At 43.2% G+C, this 16,432-nt stretch carries 19 protein-coding genes; 9 read left to right on the forward strand and 10 right to left on the reverse strand.

The window, feature by feature from the left end; genetic code table 11:
* Nucleotides 1–10: 10 nt before the first annotated feature.
* A complete protein-coding gene (locus AC6I8U_RS17570; RefSeq protein ID WP_498019096.1) occupies nucleotides 11–469 on the reverse strand; it encodes an RpiB/LacA/LacB family sugar-phosphate isomerase in 459 nt (152 codons plus the stop codon).
* A gap of 417 nt (nucleotides 470–886) precedes the next feature.
* Here AC6I8U_RS17570 and AC6I8U_RS17575 point away from each other — a divergent pair, with 417 nt between their 5' ends.
* Nucleotides 887–1,477 (forward strand): GntR family transcriptional regulator, encoded by a 591-nt coding sequence (locus tag AC6I8U_RS17575; RefSeq protein ID WP_498019097.1) that lies wholly within the window; start codon nucleotides 887–889, stop codon nucleotides 1,475–1,477.
* Here the strand turns inward: AC6I8U_RS17575 and AC6I8U_RS17580 are convergent.
* The 3 genes from AC6I8U_RS17580 to AC6I8U_RS17590 form a co-directional block, all read right to left on the reverse strand.
* Nucleotides 1,455–2,486: an IS630 family transposase gene (locus AC6I8U_RS17580; protein WP_498016718.1), complete on the reverse strand. Its 1,032-nt coding sequence runs from the start codon at nucleotides 2,484–2,486 to the stop codon at nucleotides 1,455–1,457. The genes AC6I8U_RS17575 and AC6I8U_RS17580 overlap by 23 nt on opposite strands.
* Nucleotides 2,487–2,704: 218 nt before the next feature.
* On the reverse strand, nucleotides 2,705–2,884 hold the full coding sequence (locus AC6I8U_RS17585; protein WP_498019098.1) for a helix-turn-helix transcriptional regulator: 180 nt from the start codon (nucleotides 2,882–2,884) through the stop codon (nucleotides 2,705–2,707).
* A 294-nt stretch (nucleotides 2,885–3,178) separates the two neighbouring features.
* Entirely contained in the window at nucleotides 3,179–3,457 is a 279-nt protein-coding gene (locus tag AC6I8U_RS17590; RefSeq protein WP_498019099.1) for a hypothetical protein, read from the reverse strand.
* Between the two features lie 277 nt (nucleotides 3,458–3,734).
* Between AC6I8U_RS17590 and rhaB the strand changes: the two genes are divergently transcribed.
* From rhaB to rhaD, 8 genes are all read left to right on the forward strand, one after another.
* Nucleotides 3,735–5,177 (forward strand): rhamnulokinase, encoded by a 1,443-nt coding sequence (rhaB, locus tag AC6I8U_RS17595; RefSeq protein WP_498019100.1) that lies wholly within the window; start codon nucleotides 3,735–3,737, stop codon nucleotides 5,175–5,177.
* A gap of 12 nt (nucleotides 5,178–5,189) precedes the next feature.
* Entirely contained in the window at nucleotides 5,190–6,455 is a 1,266-nt protein-coding gene (locus AC6I8U_RS17600; protein WP_498019101.1) for an L-rhamnose isomerase, read from the forward strand.
* 104 nt (nucleotides 6,456–6,559) lie between these two features.
* Nucleotides 6,560–7,558 (forward strand): rhamnose ABC transporter substrate-binding protein, encoded by a 999-nt coding sequence (gene rhaS, locus AC6I8U_RS17605; protein ID WP_394154341.1) that lies wholly within the window; start codon nucleotides 6,560–6,562, stop codon nucleotides 7,556–7,558.
* A gap of 93 nt (nucleotides 7,559–7,651) precedes the next feature.
* The gene (locus AC6I8U_RS17610; RefSeq protein ID WP_498019102.1) at nucleotides 7,652–9,160 is read left to right on the forward strand and encodes a sugar ABC transporter ATP-binding protein; all 1,509 of its coding nucleotides are present in this window, start codon (nucleotides 7,652–7,654) and stop codon (nucleotides 9,158–9,160) included.
* Nucleotides 9,157–10,140, forward strand: a complete 984-nt coding sequence (locus tag AC6I8U_RS17615) for an ABC transporter permease (RefSeq protein WP_498019103.1) — start codon at nucleotides 9,157–9,159, stop codon at nucleotides 10,138–10,140. Before AC6I8U_RS17610 ends, AC6I8U_RS17615 begins: the two co-directional genes overlap by 4 nt.
* A gap of 18 nt (nucleotides 10,141–10,158) precedes the next feature.
* Nucleotides 10,159–11,169 carry an ABC transporter permease gene (locus tag AC6I8U_RS17620; protein WP_498019104.1) on the forward strand — a complete coding sequence of 337 codons (1,011 nt, stop codon included), beginning with the start codon at nucleotides 10,159–10,161 and terminating at the stop codon, nucleotides 11,167–11,169.
* A gap of 4 nt (nucleotides 11,170–11,173) precedes the next feature.
* Nucleotides 11,174–11,500: an L-rhamnose mutarotase gene (gene rhaM / locus AC6I8U_RS17625; RefSeq protein WP_498019105.1), complete on the forward strand. Its 327-nt coding sequence runs from the start codon at nucleotides 11,174–11,176 to the stop codon at nucleotides 11,498–11,500.
* 22 nt (nucleotides 11,501–11,522) lie between these two features.
* Nucleotides 11,523–12,347, forward strand: coding sequence for a rhamnulose-1-phosphate aldolase (gene rhaD / locus AC6I8U_RS17630; RefSeq protein WP_498019106.1), 825 nt, complete (start codon nucleotides 11,523–11,525; stop codon nucleotides 12,345–12,347).
* A 103-nt stretch (nucleotides 12,348–12,450) separates the two neighbouring features.
* Here rhaD and AC6I8U_RS17635 read toward each other — a convergent pair whose 3' ends face one another.
* The 6 genes from AC6I8U_RS17635 to cbiM all read right to left on the reverse strand — a co-directional run bounded on the left by AC6I8U_RS17635 (nucleotide 12,451) and on the right by cbiM (nucleotide 16,430).
* Nucleotides 12,451–12,801, reverse strand: coding sequence for a DUF3147 family protein (locus AC6I8U_RS17635; RefSeq protein WP_498019107.1), 351 nt, complete (start codon nucleotides 12,799–12,801; stop codon nucleotides 12,451–12,453).
* A 163-nt stretch (nucleotides 12,802–12,964) separates the two neighbouring features.
* Nucleotides 12,965–13,750, reverse strand: coding sequence for a DUF4198 domain-containing protein (locus AC6I8U_RS17640; RefSeq protein WP_498019108.1), 786 nt, complete (start codon nucleotides 13,748–13,750; stop codon nucleotides 12,965–12,967).
* A 28-nt stretch (nucleotides 13,751–13,778) separates the two neighbouring features.
* On the reverse strand, nucleotides 13,779–14,450 hold the full coding sequence (locus AC6I8U_RS17645) for an energy-coupling factor ABC transporter ATP-binding protein (protein ID WP_498019109.1): 672 nt from the start codon (nucleotides 14,448–14,450) through the stop codon (nucleotides 13,779–13,781).
* A 14-nt stretch (nucleotides 14,451–14,464) separates the two neighbouring features.
* Nucleotides 14,465–15,241 (reverse strand): energy-coupling factor transporter transmembrane component T family protein, encoded by a 777-nt coding sequence (locus tag AC6I8U_RS17650; protein ID WP_498019110.1) that lies wholly within the window; start codon nucleotides 15,239–15,241, stop codon nucleotides 14,465–14,467.
* A complete protein-coding gene (locus tag AC6I8U_RS17655) occupies nucleotides 15,232–15,816 on the reverse strand; it encodes a NikL family nickel/cobalt ECF transporter subunit (protein ID WP_498019111.1) in 585 nt (194 codons plus the stop codon). Before AC6I8U_RS17655 ends, AC6I8U_RS17650 begins: the two co-directional genes overlap by 10 nt.
* A 17-nt stretch (nucleotides 15,817–15,833) precedes the next feature.
* Nucleotides 15,834–16,430 carry a cobalt transporter CbiM gene (cbiM, locus tag AC6I8U_RS17660; RefSeq protein ID WP_498019112.1) on the reverse strand — a complete coding sequence of 199 codons (597 nt, stop codon included), beginning with the start codon at nucleotides 16,428–16,430 and terminating at the stop codon, nucleotides 15,834–15,836.
* Nucleotides 16,431–16,432: the final 2 nt, after the last annotated feature.

Here is a 16,432-nt window from a genome sequence, read left to right on the forward strand (position 1 = left end):
TATCCCTCAATCACGATTGAGCGTGAAGCTCTGCCTCTATCTCACAAATCCTTTGTACTTTAGGCTTGGATGACTCATCAATCTCATCAGCATTAAGCCAAGCCTCTAAAATGGTCTTAGCAAGCTCCACCCCAATGACTCGCTCGCCCATAGTGATGATCTGAGCACCATTACTCTTGCGCGCACGCACTGCTGAGAAAACGTCGTGACACAATGCAGCTCGTATCCCCGGCACTTTATTCGCGACAATCGATACCCCAATACCCGTACCACAAACGATAATTCCGCGCTCATGGGTATTATCTGCTACCTTTTGTGCAACACGTTCGGCAATATCTGCATATAAATTAGAAACATCCTTTGGTGCTTCACTATAGTCTGTATATTCATAACCTAACTTTTGTAAATGTTCACAAAGTACATATTTAAGGTTCACCGCCGCATCATCGCAGCCAATCGCAATACTCATATTACCTACTAACTAATGGAGTAGATTTAACAACACTTATTATTAAAGTACTTTATTTTAGACAGGTCATATTTGAATTGCGTCACAAAGAATTTATTAATTTATTTCTTATTTATTTTGTGCATTAGTAATTAAAATTAGTCAGCCATTATATTTTAGTTAGACATTAATATATTAATCAAACACAATAACAATCCATAAGAATATTTTAATATTCTTTTTTTGTACATTAACTCACGAGGAAAATAAGTTATATTTTGTCTGTTAGCGTGATTCAGATCGCGTTTGAAATTAGCTGCTTATTTTATACTCAATAGCAATTAACGGATGTTTTAATAAATTTTTTAATGAATGCAGTAGAAAATTAATTGATTTTGCTCAGTTTTTGAGTGTCACATGGAGGCAGTGGTAAGCACTATGAAGCTATCAGAACAAGCATATAACAAGCTTAAATGCATGATTTTAGAGAATAAATTTAGAATCAACCAACAACTACTAGTCGATGAGGCAGTTGAGATTTGTGGCTTTAGCAGAACTCCTGTACGAGAAGCTCTGCTAAGACTACAGCAAGATGGACTCATAAAACTCCACCCAAGACACGGTCTTAAAATATGCGCCTTGTCAAGACGCGATGTAGAAGAGCTTTACGAGCTCATTGCACACCTAGAGGTAATGGCACTCGATATTTGTATATCAAAAGGACTCACACAGGCGCAATTAGATATACTTCGTGACTATACGGCCAAAATGGAGCAGGCACTTGACCATAATGATATTCAACAGTGGGCGATACATGACTTTGCCTTCCATGACCAAATATTTCAATATACTGAAAATTCTAGACTTATAGAAACCGCAAGAAAATATAACGAACAAAATAAGCGTTGCAAAGACATAGTTATTAAGCTTAGACCTTTACCATGGGATTCGATTATCGAGCACAATAAATTAATCGACAACTTAGAGTCTGGCAACATATACCCAATCAACTTGAAGATGCAGGCTTGAACACCTGAAAATTATCATTGATTCGAGACGTCAGCGAGCCTGCAATCTCTGGAAGAGTCACCGTAAAGAATTGGGTAATGGCTTCCTTGAAATCCCGTTTACTTTTGAAGTAAACGTTATTCCTTGACTTCTCGTTCATAACCTTCCAAAGCCGCTCTATTGGGTTAAGATTCGGGCTGTAAGGTGGGAGATAATGCAGTTCAATATTAAGGACAAATGCCGCATCTCTGACTAAATCACTGCGGTGATATCCAGCTCCATCTAAGATGACATGGAGCTTGTGATTTAGCGGGTAGCTCTCTCTGAGTTTGCAGAAAAATCGAACCATGTTTTCACTGTTAATGCTGTCGTATTCGCTAACAATGGTCGCTCCAATATCTGATAGGTTCAGAGCACCAACAATGTTCAATCGGCTACGATTACCTGTTGTGTCCAGAACTTTACTTTGACCTGTACGTATCCAACCATGGGAGAGTTTGGTTGACAGTGTGGGGTGAACGGCATCGATAAACACTATCGATTCATCCTCGCCACAGCTTGCTTTCAGTGCTTCATAAGCCTCTATGAACGCTTGCTGTTTTTCCTCATCGAACTTATGTGGAACGCCTTTCGGCTGCTTGTAGCTGAAACCATTGTGATGAAGCCATTTGTTCATGCCAGGAACACTATAGTGAATCTGAAACCTTTCAAACACGTACGCAATAATCTCGGACGAATGGTGGTATGTATTTTCAGTTAGATGCTGAACCAACTCTTGGGTTTGCCGAGCCGATAGATAGCTTTGTGAACCGCCATTTTCAGGCTTGAGCTTGTTCGACTCTAGGTAATCTTTGATATGTTGTCGAACAGTGGATTCATGAATAAGAAGTGCGTCTGCAATTTCTTCGGGGCACCAACCATTACTCGCATGAATAACCGCTTTTATACGGTCACGAACTCGTCCGTCACGCGTTGTGCTGTGCTGGATTTTTAGTTCCTGCTTTTGTTCATTGGTCAGAGTAATTTTCATAGTTGCTAGCATGATCCTCTATTCAGGAAAAATCAAGCGTCTTCAATGATCACGGGTATATATGGTATTTGCATCGTCAGTAGACGTGTGATGAACTTCTATAATCGCCCATGTTAATTGTTTCCTCTTACTTGTGGTGAATAAGAGTCTTACTTCTAACATGGGCGTGTTTTCGGGCAACAGCCCTTAGGAACAATCACCACCGCCAAAGGCGTGGTTTAGGGATGACAATCAAACAGTAAGTAGCAAAGGTGATTGAAATGACTGTGACTTGCAATTAGTTCATTCTGACTATGGCAATCTATTTTGTGGAGAAGCGATTTTATTTGGCAACGCACTGTCTCTTTGGACACTTGACGATACACAGCAATCTCATTGCAGGTATAACCTTTGAGCATAAGATTTAGAACATCTTGCTCCGCTTTAGTTAGCTTGAGTTCATAAGCTTCTTGATTGAAGTTCTGAAAGTTTGCTAAGGAAAAAAGTAACCTTTGGTGAGCTAGTCAAGAAATCACCCACTTCTCGACAATATATGAAAATCTTCTTAATGAAAGCAATGACTCTTCGTCTAATGCCTCTAAGCTTTGAATATATAAGACGACTTGACTTCAACAATCTAGTTTCATTTTTTCAATATACAGATATGGATTAGTATACTTGATAACGAGTTCATCACTACAGAAGTAGCTGACCTACATTTCTTTGTTGACAATACAAGTGACCTTTTGGCTCCCTGAGTCCCCAGCTTCAACAGAGTAGCTCTCAAGTATTTGAATGGTCTTTTCTCTAGATTGTGACTTCAACCTATCTCTCAAAGCGTTTACTTCTAGGTAGTACGGCGCCTTGTTTTGCATCGACACAGAAACAGCAATATGTTCTACGCCAAGTGAAATAAGAGCCTGCTTAATATGCTCTCGATAAGAAAAGCTGATATTATCCGATACTTCAAACGGTATACGTTTACTTGTCAACTTTAATACTCTATCAACTACTTACTGATATACATGAAACTAACCTACCTCCCTTTCAGGATCATTCACATAATTTTTATACTTCATTTATAGATTCATAATGACTCCATATCGTCAGACAATCTTTGACAAAGGGCAAACCTCGAAATGTGACCAAATATGCAGCGTCTTTGAAAATCTACATGTTTCATAACATTCGTTGAGTTTTATTGAAGGTCATCCGTTCAGCGCGCCTATAGACTCCTAGGATAAACACTATCAAGGAGGCCTTTCAAAGATGAGAAAACTACTTGCTGTTGACCTCGGTGCTTCAAGCGGTCGTGTCATTTTAGGCACATACGACAAGGATAAGCTTACATTAGAAGAAGTTCATCGCTTCGAAAACTCCCTTCAACGTATCGGCAAAAATGTTTGCTGGGACACAGAAATGCTTCTCCAAGAAATTAAGGTTGGCTGTGATTTAGCGCAAGCTAGTCATCCGATTATTGATTGTATGGCTATTGACACCTGGGGCGTTGACTACGTTCTGATTGATGCGGCTGGTAGAAAAGTTGATGCTGCTATTTCTTATCGAGATCCCCGAACCAGTTCAGTGTTTGAAGAAGTGACCGAAAAACTGACCAAAGAATCTATTTACAGTAAAACCGGTATTCAGTTTCTTCCGTTCAATACTCTCTATCAACTCGCATCTGTGGTTAAGGAACAGCCTGATTGGTTTTCTAAAGTAGATAAACTGCTTCTGATCCCTGACTACCTTAACTTTGAACTTTCCGGTATCAAAGGCTGTGAATATACCAATGCAACCACTACGCAACTCCTAAATTGCCATACGGACGAGTGGGACGAAGAGCTACTCGAAAAGATTGGTGTACCAAGTTCGTGGCTACTTCCTCCTGAGCAACCGAATCGCATTATCGGTAGCTATAGTCGTCAAGATGGTGAGTCTATACCACTTGCGTCAATTGCAAGCCACGACACAGCATCCGCTATTTTGGCGCTACCTGTTCAAGGTGACGACGCTGTCTATATTAGTTCGGGAACTTGGTCTTTAATGGGCTTTGAGAGTCGAAAGCCTATCGTCAATGAAATGGCAAAAGCGATCAATGTGACCAATGAAGGTGGAGCAGAAAAACGCTACCGAGTACTTAAGAACATTATGGGACTTTGGCTTATCCAAAACGTTCAAAAGGAGCTAGATAAATACAGCTTCTCTGAACTAGTCAGCCTTGCAGAAGTGAGTACACCAATGCAGTCTCTAATTGATCCTGACCACATTAGCTTTCTCAATCCAAATTCGATGATTGACGCAATTCAAACGTTTTGTAGTCAAACAGGACAAACCGTACCCAAAACCCCTGGTGAATTAGCTCTTTGCGTTTTTGAGAGTTTGGCGCTGCAGTATCGAAAGGTATTTGAGGAGCTTCAAAGTATAAAGCCAACCATCGCGGACCGAATTCATATCATTGGTGGCGGCACTCAAAACACTTTCTTAAGCCAACTATGCGCTGATGCAGCAGGTGTAGAAGTAACCACAGGCCCAATTGAGGCCTCAGCAATCGGGAATCTTTGCGGACAACTGATCGCACTAGGCGAAGTTACAAATGTTGCTGAAGCTAGAGCGCTCGTCGCGAAGTCATTCCCAACACACAAATATCTTCCGCAGGACACGGACCGTTTTGACGAAAAATGGCCTGAATTCATACGTATCTGCCAATTTTAGTAAGGAACTGAAATGGAAAAAATCGACCAAATTCAATCAAGTTATGAGATTGCAAAAGCTCGTTATGCAGAGCTAGGCATCGATACCGAAAGCGTAATGCAAGCGCTTAATCAAATCCCTATTTCTATGCATTGTTGGCAAGGAGATGATGTTGCTGGATTTGAAAGTCCAGACGGTGAATTAACTGGTGGCATTCAAGCAACAGGGAACTATCCTGGTAAAGCGACAACGCCTGAACAGCTTCGTGGCGATATCGATTATGCGATGAGTATGATCCCGGGAGCGCTACGACTTAACCTACACGCAATTTATCTTGAGAGCGATGTTCCTGTTGAACGAGACAAGATTGAGCCGAAACATTTCGCTAACTGGGTAGAGTGGGCAAAAGGCAAGAAAATTGGCTTGGATTTTAACCCATCGTGCTTCTCACACCCGCTAAGTGCGGACAATATGACTCTGACTCACCCAGATGAAGAAGTGAGAGAGTTTTGGATCCGCCACTGTATTGCAAGCCGTAAAGTTTCTGAGTACTTCGGGAAGGAACTAGGTACCCCTTCGGTGATGAATATTTGGATCCCTGATGGATTTAAAGACATTCCTGCTGACCGTTTGGCACCGCGCAAACGTCTTGCCGATTCTCTTGATGCAATCATTGCTGAACCTATTTCAAAGGAATATCACAAGGACGCAGTTGAATCTAAACTCTTCGGCATTGGCACAGAGGCATACACTGCGGGCTCTAATGAGTTCTACATGGGCTATGCCTCAACTAGAGACATCGTTCTTTGCTTGGATGCTGGTCACTATCACCCAACAGAGGTCATCTCAGACAAGATCTCTTCTACATCCCTATTTGTAAAAGAAATGCTACTGCACGTTAGCCGCCCTATCCGTTGGGACAGTGACCACGTCGTCCTGCTCGACGATGAGACGCAAGCTGTAGCAAATGAGATTATCCGTCACGGTTTACTGGATCGAGTCAATATCGGCCTCGATTTCTTTGACGCATCTATCAATCGAGTAGCTGCATGGGTCATTGGTACTCGTAACATGAGAAAAGCGCTACTTCGTGCGTTGTTAGAGCCGTCACAACAGCTCAAAGATCTGGAACTTGCAGGAGACTACACTAGCCGATTGGCGCTAATGGAAGAACTCAAATCTCTTCCATGGACGGCAGTTTGGGATCACTACTGCGTTTCACAAGATGTCCCAGTTGGCTCAGATTGGCTAGCCCAAGTTAAACAGTACGAACAAGAAATATTATTAAATCGAAAGTAGGACAAGAAGTCCCACACTAATTCGATCAATGCGGTCCGAGGGAATTTAGCAGTCTTGCTCGGGCCGGAATACAACGTGAACCTACTCTCACATGGAGTTACCCTATGAATCTTAAACGTTTATTTAAACATGCAGTTATCGCTAGTAGCATTTTAGCGACAAGCGCAGCCTTTGCAGCCGATATGCGTATCGGTCTTGTGGTCAAAGCACAGGGGATTGGCTTCTTTGAAGCCGCGTATGAAGGAGCGCAACAAGCCGCTAAGGAGCTATCAGACGATGTAGAAATTATCTATACAGGTCCAGTTACGCCAACTGCAGAAGGACAAATTGAGATTGTCAACTCACTAATATCACAACGTGTTGATGCGATTGCGATTTCTTCCAACGATACCGATGCTCTTGTTCCTATCTTAAAACGCGCCCAGCAGCGGGGTATCAAAGTCGTATCCTTTGATTCCGGTGTTGCCGAACCGGGTCGAGCGGTTCATTTAAACCCTTCAAGCAACCCTCTTATTGGACAGGTAAATGTCGAATTAGCGGCTGAAGCGGTGCAAGCGACAGGCAGTGAAAAAGGTGATATCGCTATTTTGTCAGCATCCCCTACCGCAACGAACCAAAATATTTGGATCGATGAGATGAAGAAAGTGCTTCCTCAATATCCTCAGCTTAATTTGGTTGCAACCGTTTATGGTGATGACTTAGCAGACAAAAGTTATCGCGAGACTATGGGACTTATTAAGACCTATCCAAACTTGAAGGCGATTGTTGCTCCGACATCAGTCGGTATCGTTGCTGCAGCACAAGCTGTAACGGATGCCGGTAAAACCGGTGAAATCTACGTTACTGGCCTTGGACTACCTTCAGAACTTGCCGGTCACGTAGATTCAGGTGCGGTTAAGAGTTTCGCAATTTGGAACCCTATTGACCTTGGCTATGCCGCAACAATCATCGCTCATGAGTTGGTAAAAGGTGATGCAACTGAAAAAGAAGTAAGTATGGGACGCCTTGGTGTCGCAGAACTAGACGCAGAGGGTAATGCGGCAATGGCACCTCCTTTTAAATATGACAGTTCTAACGTTAAGAAGTTTGCCAAGATTTTCTAATTGGCATTGAAGTCTGAAATGACGTCGAAGAGCGTGTTCGACTGGTAATGTGAACATGCTCTTCAATAGAACCGTTTTTAATGGAGGCAAGGAATGTCAAAAGCCAAACCCATTTTTTCACTACGTAATATCAGTAAGCATTTCCCTGGTGTGAAAGCTCTGGATAACGTTCAACTCGACCTATATCCCGGCGAAGTCACGGCATTAGTAGGCGAGAACGGTGCAGGAAAATCTACTCTGGTCAAAGTAATGACCGGTATTCATCAACCTACAGCAGGTGAGCTCTATCTCGATGATAAGCAAGTCTCCTTAAGCAATCCAGATGATGCTCGAAAGCTCGGAATCACGGCGATACATCAAGAAACGGTTCTTTTTGATGAGTTGACTGTTGCAGAAAACATCTTTGCCGGTCACTACATGAAGCACCCATCTGGCACACTTGACTGGAAAGGAATGGAGCGTGAGTCCAATCGAATTTTGAAAGAAATTGATGCGCCATTAGACCCTAATAAAGTGCTCAAGGAACTCAGCATCGGACAGCGCCATATGGTAGCGATAGCTCGAGCATTATCATTCGATGCCAGAGTGGTCATCCTCGATGAGCCAACAGCAGCGTTGTCACACCGAGAAATCGAAGATTTCTATGAAATTGTGCATAGATTGCAAGCAAAGGGCTGCGCAATCATGTTTATCAGCCACAAGTTTGACGAAATCTATCGAATCGCACAGCGGTTCACTGTGTTCAGGGATGGCACCTATGTCAATAGCGGCTTAATTAAAGATGTCGAAGAGAGACAACTCGTCGCTATGATGGTAGGTCGAACTATCGACAACGCCTACCCCAAAGTAGACGCAGAGCTAGGCTCAACCGTTATTGAAGTCAATGAATATAGTCACCCGACCGAGTTCGACGATATCAGCTTTGCCCTTAAAGAGGGTGAAATCTTGGGCTTTTATGGACTCGTTGGGGCAGGTCGAACCGAGCTGATGCAATCCCTTTTTGGAGTGACTAAAAATAGTCGCGGCACCATTAAGATTGATGGTAAAACGGTATCGATCAACTCTCCGTCAGATGCAATCAAAGCCGGTATCGTCTACGTTCCGGAAGAGCGTCAGAGTCAAGGTGCCGTTCTAGAGTTCCCTATATATCAAAATATCGGTCTTCCGCAACTCGACCGCGTTAATCCAAACTCAATACTTAATGAAGAGCGAGAATACGAACTCGCGGACCAATACGCAAAACGCCTGCGCGTAAAAGCTCCAGATTGGCATGAAAAAGTTGAAAACCTTTCTGGTGGTAACCAGCAAAAAGTGGTCATTGGTAAATGGTTGGCGACCAAGCCTAAGGTCATCATTCTTGATGAACCAACAAAAGGTATTGATATTGGCTCCAAAGCTGCCGTTCATGAGTTTATGTCTGAACTCACAGGTCAAGGGTTGGCCGTGGTCATGGTGTCATCGGAGTTACCAGAAGTTATGGGAATGGCTGACCGTGTCATCGTAATGCGAGAAGGCCTACAGGTTAAAGAGTTTTCACGTTCAGAGTTCAGCGCCGAGGCTTTGGTGAGCGCTGCAACAGGAGTACTGGAGGAAACGGCATGAAACAACTTCTAAAGAACAGGGAAGCACAACTTGGAGTCGTGGTGCTTAGCCTACTAATTTTGGTTGGGCTAATTGTCCCCGATTTTCTGTCAGCAAGTAACCTTTTTTCGGTTTACAACGATACATCAATTCTGATTATTCTCGCGCTTGGTCAGATGCTGGTTATCATTACGCGTTGCATTGATTTAAGCGTCGCTGCAAATGTTGCACTAACTGGAATGATCTTAGCGACGATAAACAATGTTTATCCAGGATTTCCCGTCCCACTGCTAATCGTACTAGGTGCCGGCATAGGTACACTATTAGGCATGTTTAACGGCTTTTTGGTTTGGAAGATGCAGATCCCAGCCATTGTAGTCACCTTGGGAACGATGAGTATTTATCGTGGTGCGGTGTTCCTAATCAGTAAAGGGGCATGGATCAACGCTCACCAGATGAGTGAGACATTTTTGAGTATCCCACGATTTGAACTGCTAGGCCTCCCTTTATTAGGTTGGGCCTCTATCACTGCGGTAGGCGGCATGTACTACTTTACTAAGCATCGACAATTGGGTCGCAAAATCTATGCAGCGGGCAACAGCCCTACCGCCGCATATTATATCGGTGTCGATGTGGGTAAAAAGCAGTTCATTGCTTTTACTATCTCTGGGTTAATGGGCGGTATCGCCAGTTACCTTTGGATATCTCGTTACGCGGTTGCCTATGTTGATATCGCTAATGGTTTCGAGCTTCAAGTGATCGCCGCTTGTGTAATTGGTGGCGTAAGTATCGCTGGAGGATCCGGTACGGTTTTGGGATGCCTGTTAGGTGCCCTATTCCTTGGCGTCATTAACAACGCCCTTCCAGTCATTGGTATTTCACCATTCTGGCAAATGGCTATCTCTGGTTCGGTAATCATTATTGCCGTTATCGCCAACTCACGATCAGAACGTAGACCTGGAAGAATTATTCTTCGTAAGGCCGTTCAAGATGCATCCTGAATAAGGTGAGGAAATATAATGGAAAATACAAATCGACAATCGATTAATAATAGCCCTCTAAATAAGCCCCCAAAGAAGCTACCTAATTGGCTTTTATCTTGGGAGAGCTTCTTATTCGGTATTGCTGTTATTATTTTCATCGTAAATAGTATCGCATCCCCATACTTTCTTAATCCGTGGTCACTATCCGATGCGACGTTTAACTTTACTGAGAAGGCCATCATCGCGCTGCCATTAGCACTGGTGATTATTGTTCGCGAAATTGATATTTCTGTTGCGTCAATCATAGCGCTCAGCTCAACGGCAATGGGGTTCGCAGCTCAATCCGGCTCAGGTGTTTTTGTTATCTGTCTAGTTGGTATGGCTGTCGGCACGCTATGTGGCATGTTCAATGGACTCTTAGTTACCAGACTAAACATTCCATCAATCGTTGTTACGATCGGTACGATGTCTTTATTCCGAGGGATTACATTCATTCTACTCGGCGACCAAGCACTTCGTAACTATCCGGAATCATTCAGTTATTTTGGTCAAGGTTATGTGTTCTGGGTTATCAGCTTTGAGTTCACTTGCTTCATTGTTCTAGCCGCCCTTTTCTATGTGCTTCTGCAAAAAACGAACTTTGGGCGAAAGACTTATGCCATCGGCAACAATCCAACTGCGGCCTATTATTCTGGGATCGATGTGAAAAAACATAAGCTCATTCTATTTAGCTTGGTTGGATTCTTTTGTGGTGTTGCTTCAATCATGTTGACCTCACGACTTGGAAGTACACGACCTACCATAGCGTTTGGTTGGGAACTTAGCATCATAACCATGGTTGTCTTGGGAGGTGTGAGCATTCTAGGTGGCTCAGGCACTATTCTCGGCGTTGTCATTTCAGTGTTTGTCATGGGGTTAGTGACGGTTGGGCTTGGGCTACTTAATGTTCCTGGAATCGTTATGTCAATCATCATCGGCTGCATGCTGATTAGCGTCATCGCATTACCTAGAGCATTCAAACTGATTAAACAAAGCCTAAAGGTATAAATTAATGACAAATGCTCACATAAAAAAAGCGTCTCTAATGTATGTCCATGCAGAGTGCTATGGCGAATACAAAAAGCGTCACGACGAAATCTGGCCCGAACTCATCGAGGTTCTAAAAAAACATGGTGCACAAAACTACTCAATCTATTTGGATGAGGTGCGAGGACTGCTGTTTGCGTATGTCGAAATAGAAAGTGAGGAGCGTTGGGCTCAAGTAGTTAAAACGGAAGTCTGCCAAAAGTGGTGGGCATATATGAAACCTTTAATGGAGACGAACGAGGATAACTCTCCCGTCTCTACAGAACTTAAGAACGTCTTCTACATGGCGTAAACTGCAATATTAAGGCTGAATTATGAAAGAAATCGCGTTAAACGAAGCTGTATTAGAAGAGATCCGCAAAGTTTCAGAAGTTGGGACATATCTATGGCAGCGTGAGTGGGCCGAGCGCAATGGTGGCAACATCTCCGTCGATATTACGGAGATCTTTGGCGATTTTGAGTATGATCTATCGACATTTCCACATAAGGAGCTAACGTCTGTCGGTGACTTTGCTTTTCCAAAAGAAAGTGCTGGACATATTTTCTACGTAAAAGGCACTGGTGAACGTATTCGTGAGTTAGTCTCTCCGCATTCTGCAGGCTGTATACTGAGGATCGACGACAATGCCCAAGGCTATCACTTGCTTTGGGGTGGACGAAACGATCCAAACTTTGCGCCTACTAGTGAGTTCATCTCACACGTTGAGATTATCATGGCAAAGCAAAAGGCTGGGTCAAATGACCGATGTGTTGTTCACACTCACCCACTAGAACTCATCATGTTATCCCACCATCCTGATTACGCGAGTAATGAATCAGCATATACTTACGCGTGTTGGCAAATGCTTCCGGAAGTGAGGGCGTTCGTACCTAGAGGTATTGGTATCGTCCCTTACTGTATGCCTGGCAGCCAAACTATGGCAGATGTCACCACAGAAAAGTTAATGCAATATGATGTGGCAATTTGGGAAAAACACGGTGCTGTAGCGACTGGCGAAGATGCTGCGGTAGCGTTTGACTATATCGATGTGGCTAATAAAGGCGCTAAACTATTCTTGGGCTGTCTAGCCTCTGGGTTTGTTCCAGAAGGCGTAAGCGATAAAGACATGCAGGAACTTAAAGAAACGTTTAATTTGTAGGGTATGACAGGCAATGTTTGGGGGCCCTTCGCGCCCCCTTTTTACTCCACCAAAACGACATAGAAAAAAATTTAGTCCGCTATGACTAACCCTACTTCGTCCACTAGAATAAGTTAACGCCGATACTTTTCGCTAGCCATACTACAGCAATAAAACAAACTACTGTGACAAGCATACAAACACTCAATGTCAGCCAAAATGAAAACCTATTCAGTAGCCAGGGAAGAATCAAGAACATTGGCAGCGTTGGAATCACGTACCAAAACGTATAAAAGGCATGATTAGCGATTTTCTCTTTTCCCTGCCCCTCCACATACATCCAGAAAATAGCCAAAATAGTGATCAAAGGTAATGATGCAATCAACGCCCCTACCTTGTCACTCCTTTTAGCCACCTCGGAAACAATAACAACAACCGTAGCCGTAAGCACATACTTTGTTATTATCCAAGACATCTTATAACCCTCTCTAACGATGTAAATAGATTTTCAAATAAGCGCCTTTGACAAACTAAGGGCACAACTAACCCTCGCCAAAGGCGCATTATTAAGCAAATAGTATGGGGTTGCTATATAACTATGCCATCACAAGGCATACTTATGGATAGTAGCTTAACCGTTAAATATCTTCGACTTCGAGCCAAAGGACCGCATCTTGAGAGAGCTCTTTTCCTTGGTATTCTGTATCTGGGCCCGCACCAAGACATGCGAAACCCCACTTACCGGCAACAGGGATACCAAATGTAAACATGCCGTTATCATCAGTGACAGCAACGATAGCTGAAGTGGGTTCATCTCGAAGCGTTTCCTTCGAAAAAGAGTTGGACTGAGTGTCCACTTTTGTATTGATAAACTCTACTTCACACTCAATGCCAGCAGCAGGCTTGCCTTCAGAAAGAAGCTGCCCTGTAAATGTGCTCCCCGCAAAGATCTGATAAGTTTTATTCATTGGTATGATCTCGGTTTTCAGACCTAACGAATCATTCCAGCCGCTATCTAACCCCCCTCGATTGATAACTCTCTTAGCGATCTGTTGAATATAGATATCTTCAGTTTCCTCATAATAAGGCTCTGGCACGAAACCGAACAAGTAGTCTCCGCTGCGCTTTACGCTGTAGGTTAGTTCATAAGCTTTTGCTTGATTTGAAGGTCCAGTCCATGTGATTGGTTTTAAATTCTTGGTAACGTCCGTTTTGGTATCTTTAAATACAACAAATACTTCTTCAGGTTGCCCCATATCCATCACATGTCCATTTGCCATTGGATGTGCGAACACGAACTTCATGTCTATCGTTTCTGGTCTGTCTAGCTGCGATGTCGGCGTGTACATCAACTGAAAATGTGCGGATGCCGGACCACAAACCGCTAAGGCTAGTACCGATGCAACAATTGCGTTTTTTTTCATGATTATTCCTTCTCTAAAAAAATGATACTTAACTAGTAGCAAAATCCTGAGAAGCCATTAGCTTCCCGTCTAATAACTGATATTCAGTATTGGTCAATGCTTTCCTGAGCTTTTGATCATGACTTACCAAGATAATGGGTAATTGAGTTGTATTAATTATGTTTATCAGCATGTGATAATTTTTTTCGTCTAGTCCATTGGTGGGTTCATCAAGTAGCAGTACCTTAGGTTTCATCACTAAAATCGTTGCCAGTGAGACAAGCTTTTTTTGTCCGCCAGAGAGTAAATAGCTTACTTGATGCGCTAGGCTCTCAATGCCTAACTCTCTAAGAGTTTCATAGGCCATTCTTTCGGCTGCTTTTTGACTGTAACCCTGGTTTATTGGGCCAAAACACACGTCTTCCATTACCGTTGGGCAAAATAGTTGGTCATCTGAATCTTGGAACAAATAGCCAATCTGAACACGATGCTTAACAAAGTCTTTCTCGGACAAACATTCTTCCCCGAACAGTTCTACCTTTCCTGTGACCCCCTCCAATAAACCAAGCATGATCTGAAAGAGGGTACTTTTTCCCGTTCCGTTGCTCCCTGTTATGGCAATTCTGTCACCAGCTTGCAGTCGAAAGTGAAGTTTGTTGGCGCAAATTTGACCATTCGAACGCTGATAACAGATATCACTTAGCTCTATAAGGGTGTTCATAATATTCTCCTAACCTACAGCCGATACCCAGGGAGCAAAAGACAACTGTCCGCCACAAGAAAAACCAAAGAAATGCTGAGGATGATAAGTGACGCTTGATCAAAGAACACTTCGTTGCTCGATACTTTCCGTTTAGGAAAATATCCTCTATAACCTCTACACTTCATTGCAAACCAGATTTGATCAGCGCGAGCTAATGCTTTGACAAATAACATTCCAAATAGATAGCCAAAGCTCTTCCAGTTATGCCAACTTGGCCCTCGCCCTAAGCCACGTGCTCTCAAGGCGAGTCTCATTTTAGATAGTTCCCGGTGCATAACACTGATGTAACGTACCGTAAACTGAAGCAACATGATGAATCTTGAAGGGACTCTTAAGCGTTGCAGAGCATTCGCCAATTCTATCTCTGTCACACCACTTAGCTGCGTGATCATAATAGTGGCTGACAACGTCGATTTAATAAAAACCTCGATAGCTTTAACTAGCCCAATCTCAGATAACGTCAAAGGACCTACTGTAATTGCTTGTTCGCCCACAAATGAAAAAGGGAGGGGTAAAATAGTCAAGAAAATCAAGCTATCTATCAATAGCAGACGCTTTAAACCCGCTTGAAAACTAAGAGGACTTTGCCACCACATAAAAGTTGCTAACGCAAAGAATACTCCCAAAGCCGTGACTGTATCTGACATTACCAAACAAGTGATTGCTATTACTGCTACAAGTATTCGTGTATGGGTAGGTGATGCATCAGAACGTTCTAAACGAACTCCACCACTGATAATTATGTCCATAGCTGTCTCCGCTGCCTAATCAGCACCAACAAACCAAAGAGACCAAAAACGTATCCAATACCACCCAAGATGTCATGAAAACGAGTCTTTGCTTCGTAACGGTCAATTTGCTCGCGTAAAGGCCTTATCGCTTTAGTGATCGCAACCTGTAGTTGCTGTGCGTTAATCTCACTAAGCTCACTCTGCACACTTACTGCGTTTTCACCTTGATTGTTTTGTGTAATATCCGTAGCTGAATCGATGTCAAGAAACTCATTTTGTTTGACATCAAACGTAGCGACATGACCCTGTCCTGCATCACCCCTGACGAGGTAGTCTGCTGGAGGCACAGAACTGAAGACAAACAGGCCATCCTCATCAGTTGTTGTGGTGTTTATCACATCACCGGATGCTATTAGCTCTACAGCAGCACCACTTGCTGCGGCATTGCCTCCCCCAACATAGTAAATTTCACCTTCGAGATTGCTACCCTCAATGTAGACTGACATCCGCATGTTGTGAGCCCACACAGAAGTGTGCACTCCTAGTAAAACGGCAAAGGCTACTATCCATTTCAATCGTTTCTCAATATTCATTTCTAAACTCCAAAGTTTTAAGTCCTTTGAACCACCAGTTCCGGACGGACCTTAAGAAGAAGATGCAAAACATAAGCACAAATCACCCCTTCGAGAATTGCAACCGGAAGGTGTGCGGCGAGCACCAATGCCGCACTGTTGAGAAATACCTCACCAGACAGCGCAAGTGAAAGAGCAACAAATAAGCTGGTAAGCAGCACCGCACCGCAACCGCTGAGAAAACCAACAATGATGGGTGACGTCTTATGAATCATTGGCCTTAGTGCGAAGCCAATAATGACAGCAGGCAACGCTATGTTGACTGCGTTTAGACCGAGTACAGTCAAACCACCAAACCCAAAGAATACCGCTTGAAGAAGAAGACCAATTAGTACAATAGGAAATGCACTCCATCCTAATAGCAGTCCCAGCAATCCATTAAATATGAGATGCACACTAGAAGGGCCAACGGGCACATGAACCAAGGAAGCAACAAAAAAGCAGGCAGTCATCACTGCTGCTTGTGGGATTTTGCTATCCTTCAAATGTTTCATCCCCAAGTAGCAGCCAATCACGGCTATCACTGTATTTGCAGCCAAAACTGGCATGCTTATTACTCCATCAACAATATGCATAT

Source organism: Vibrio sp. KUL80, from assembly GCF_059725495.1.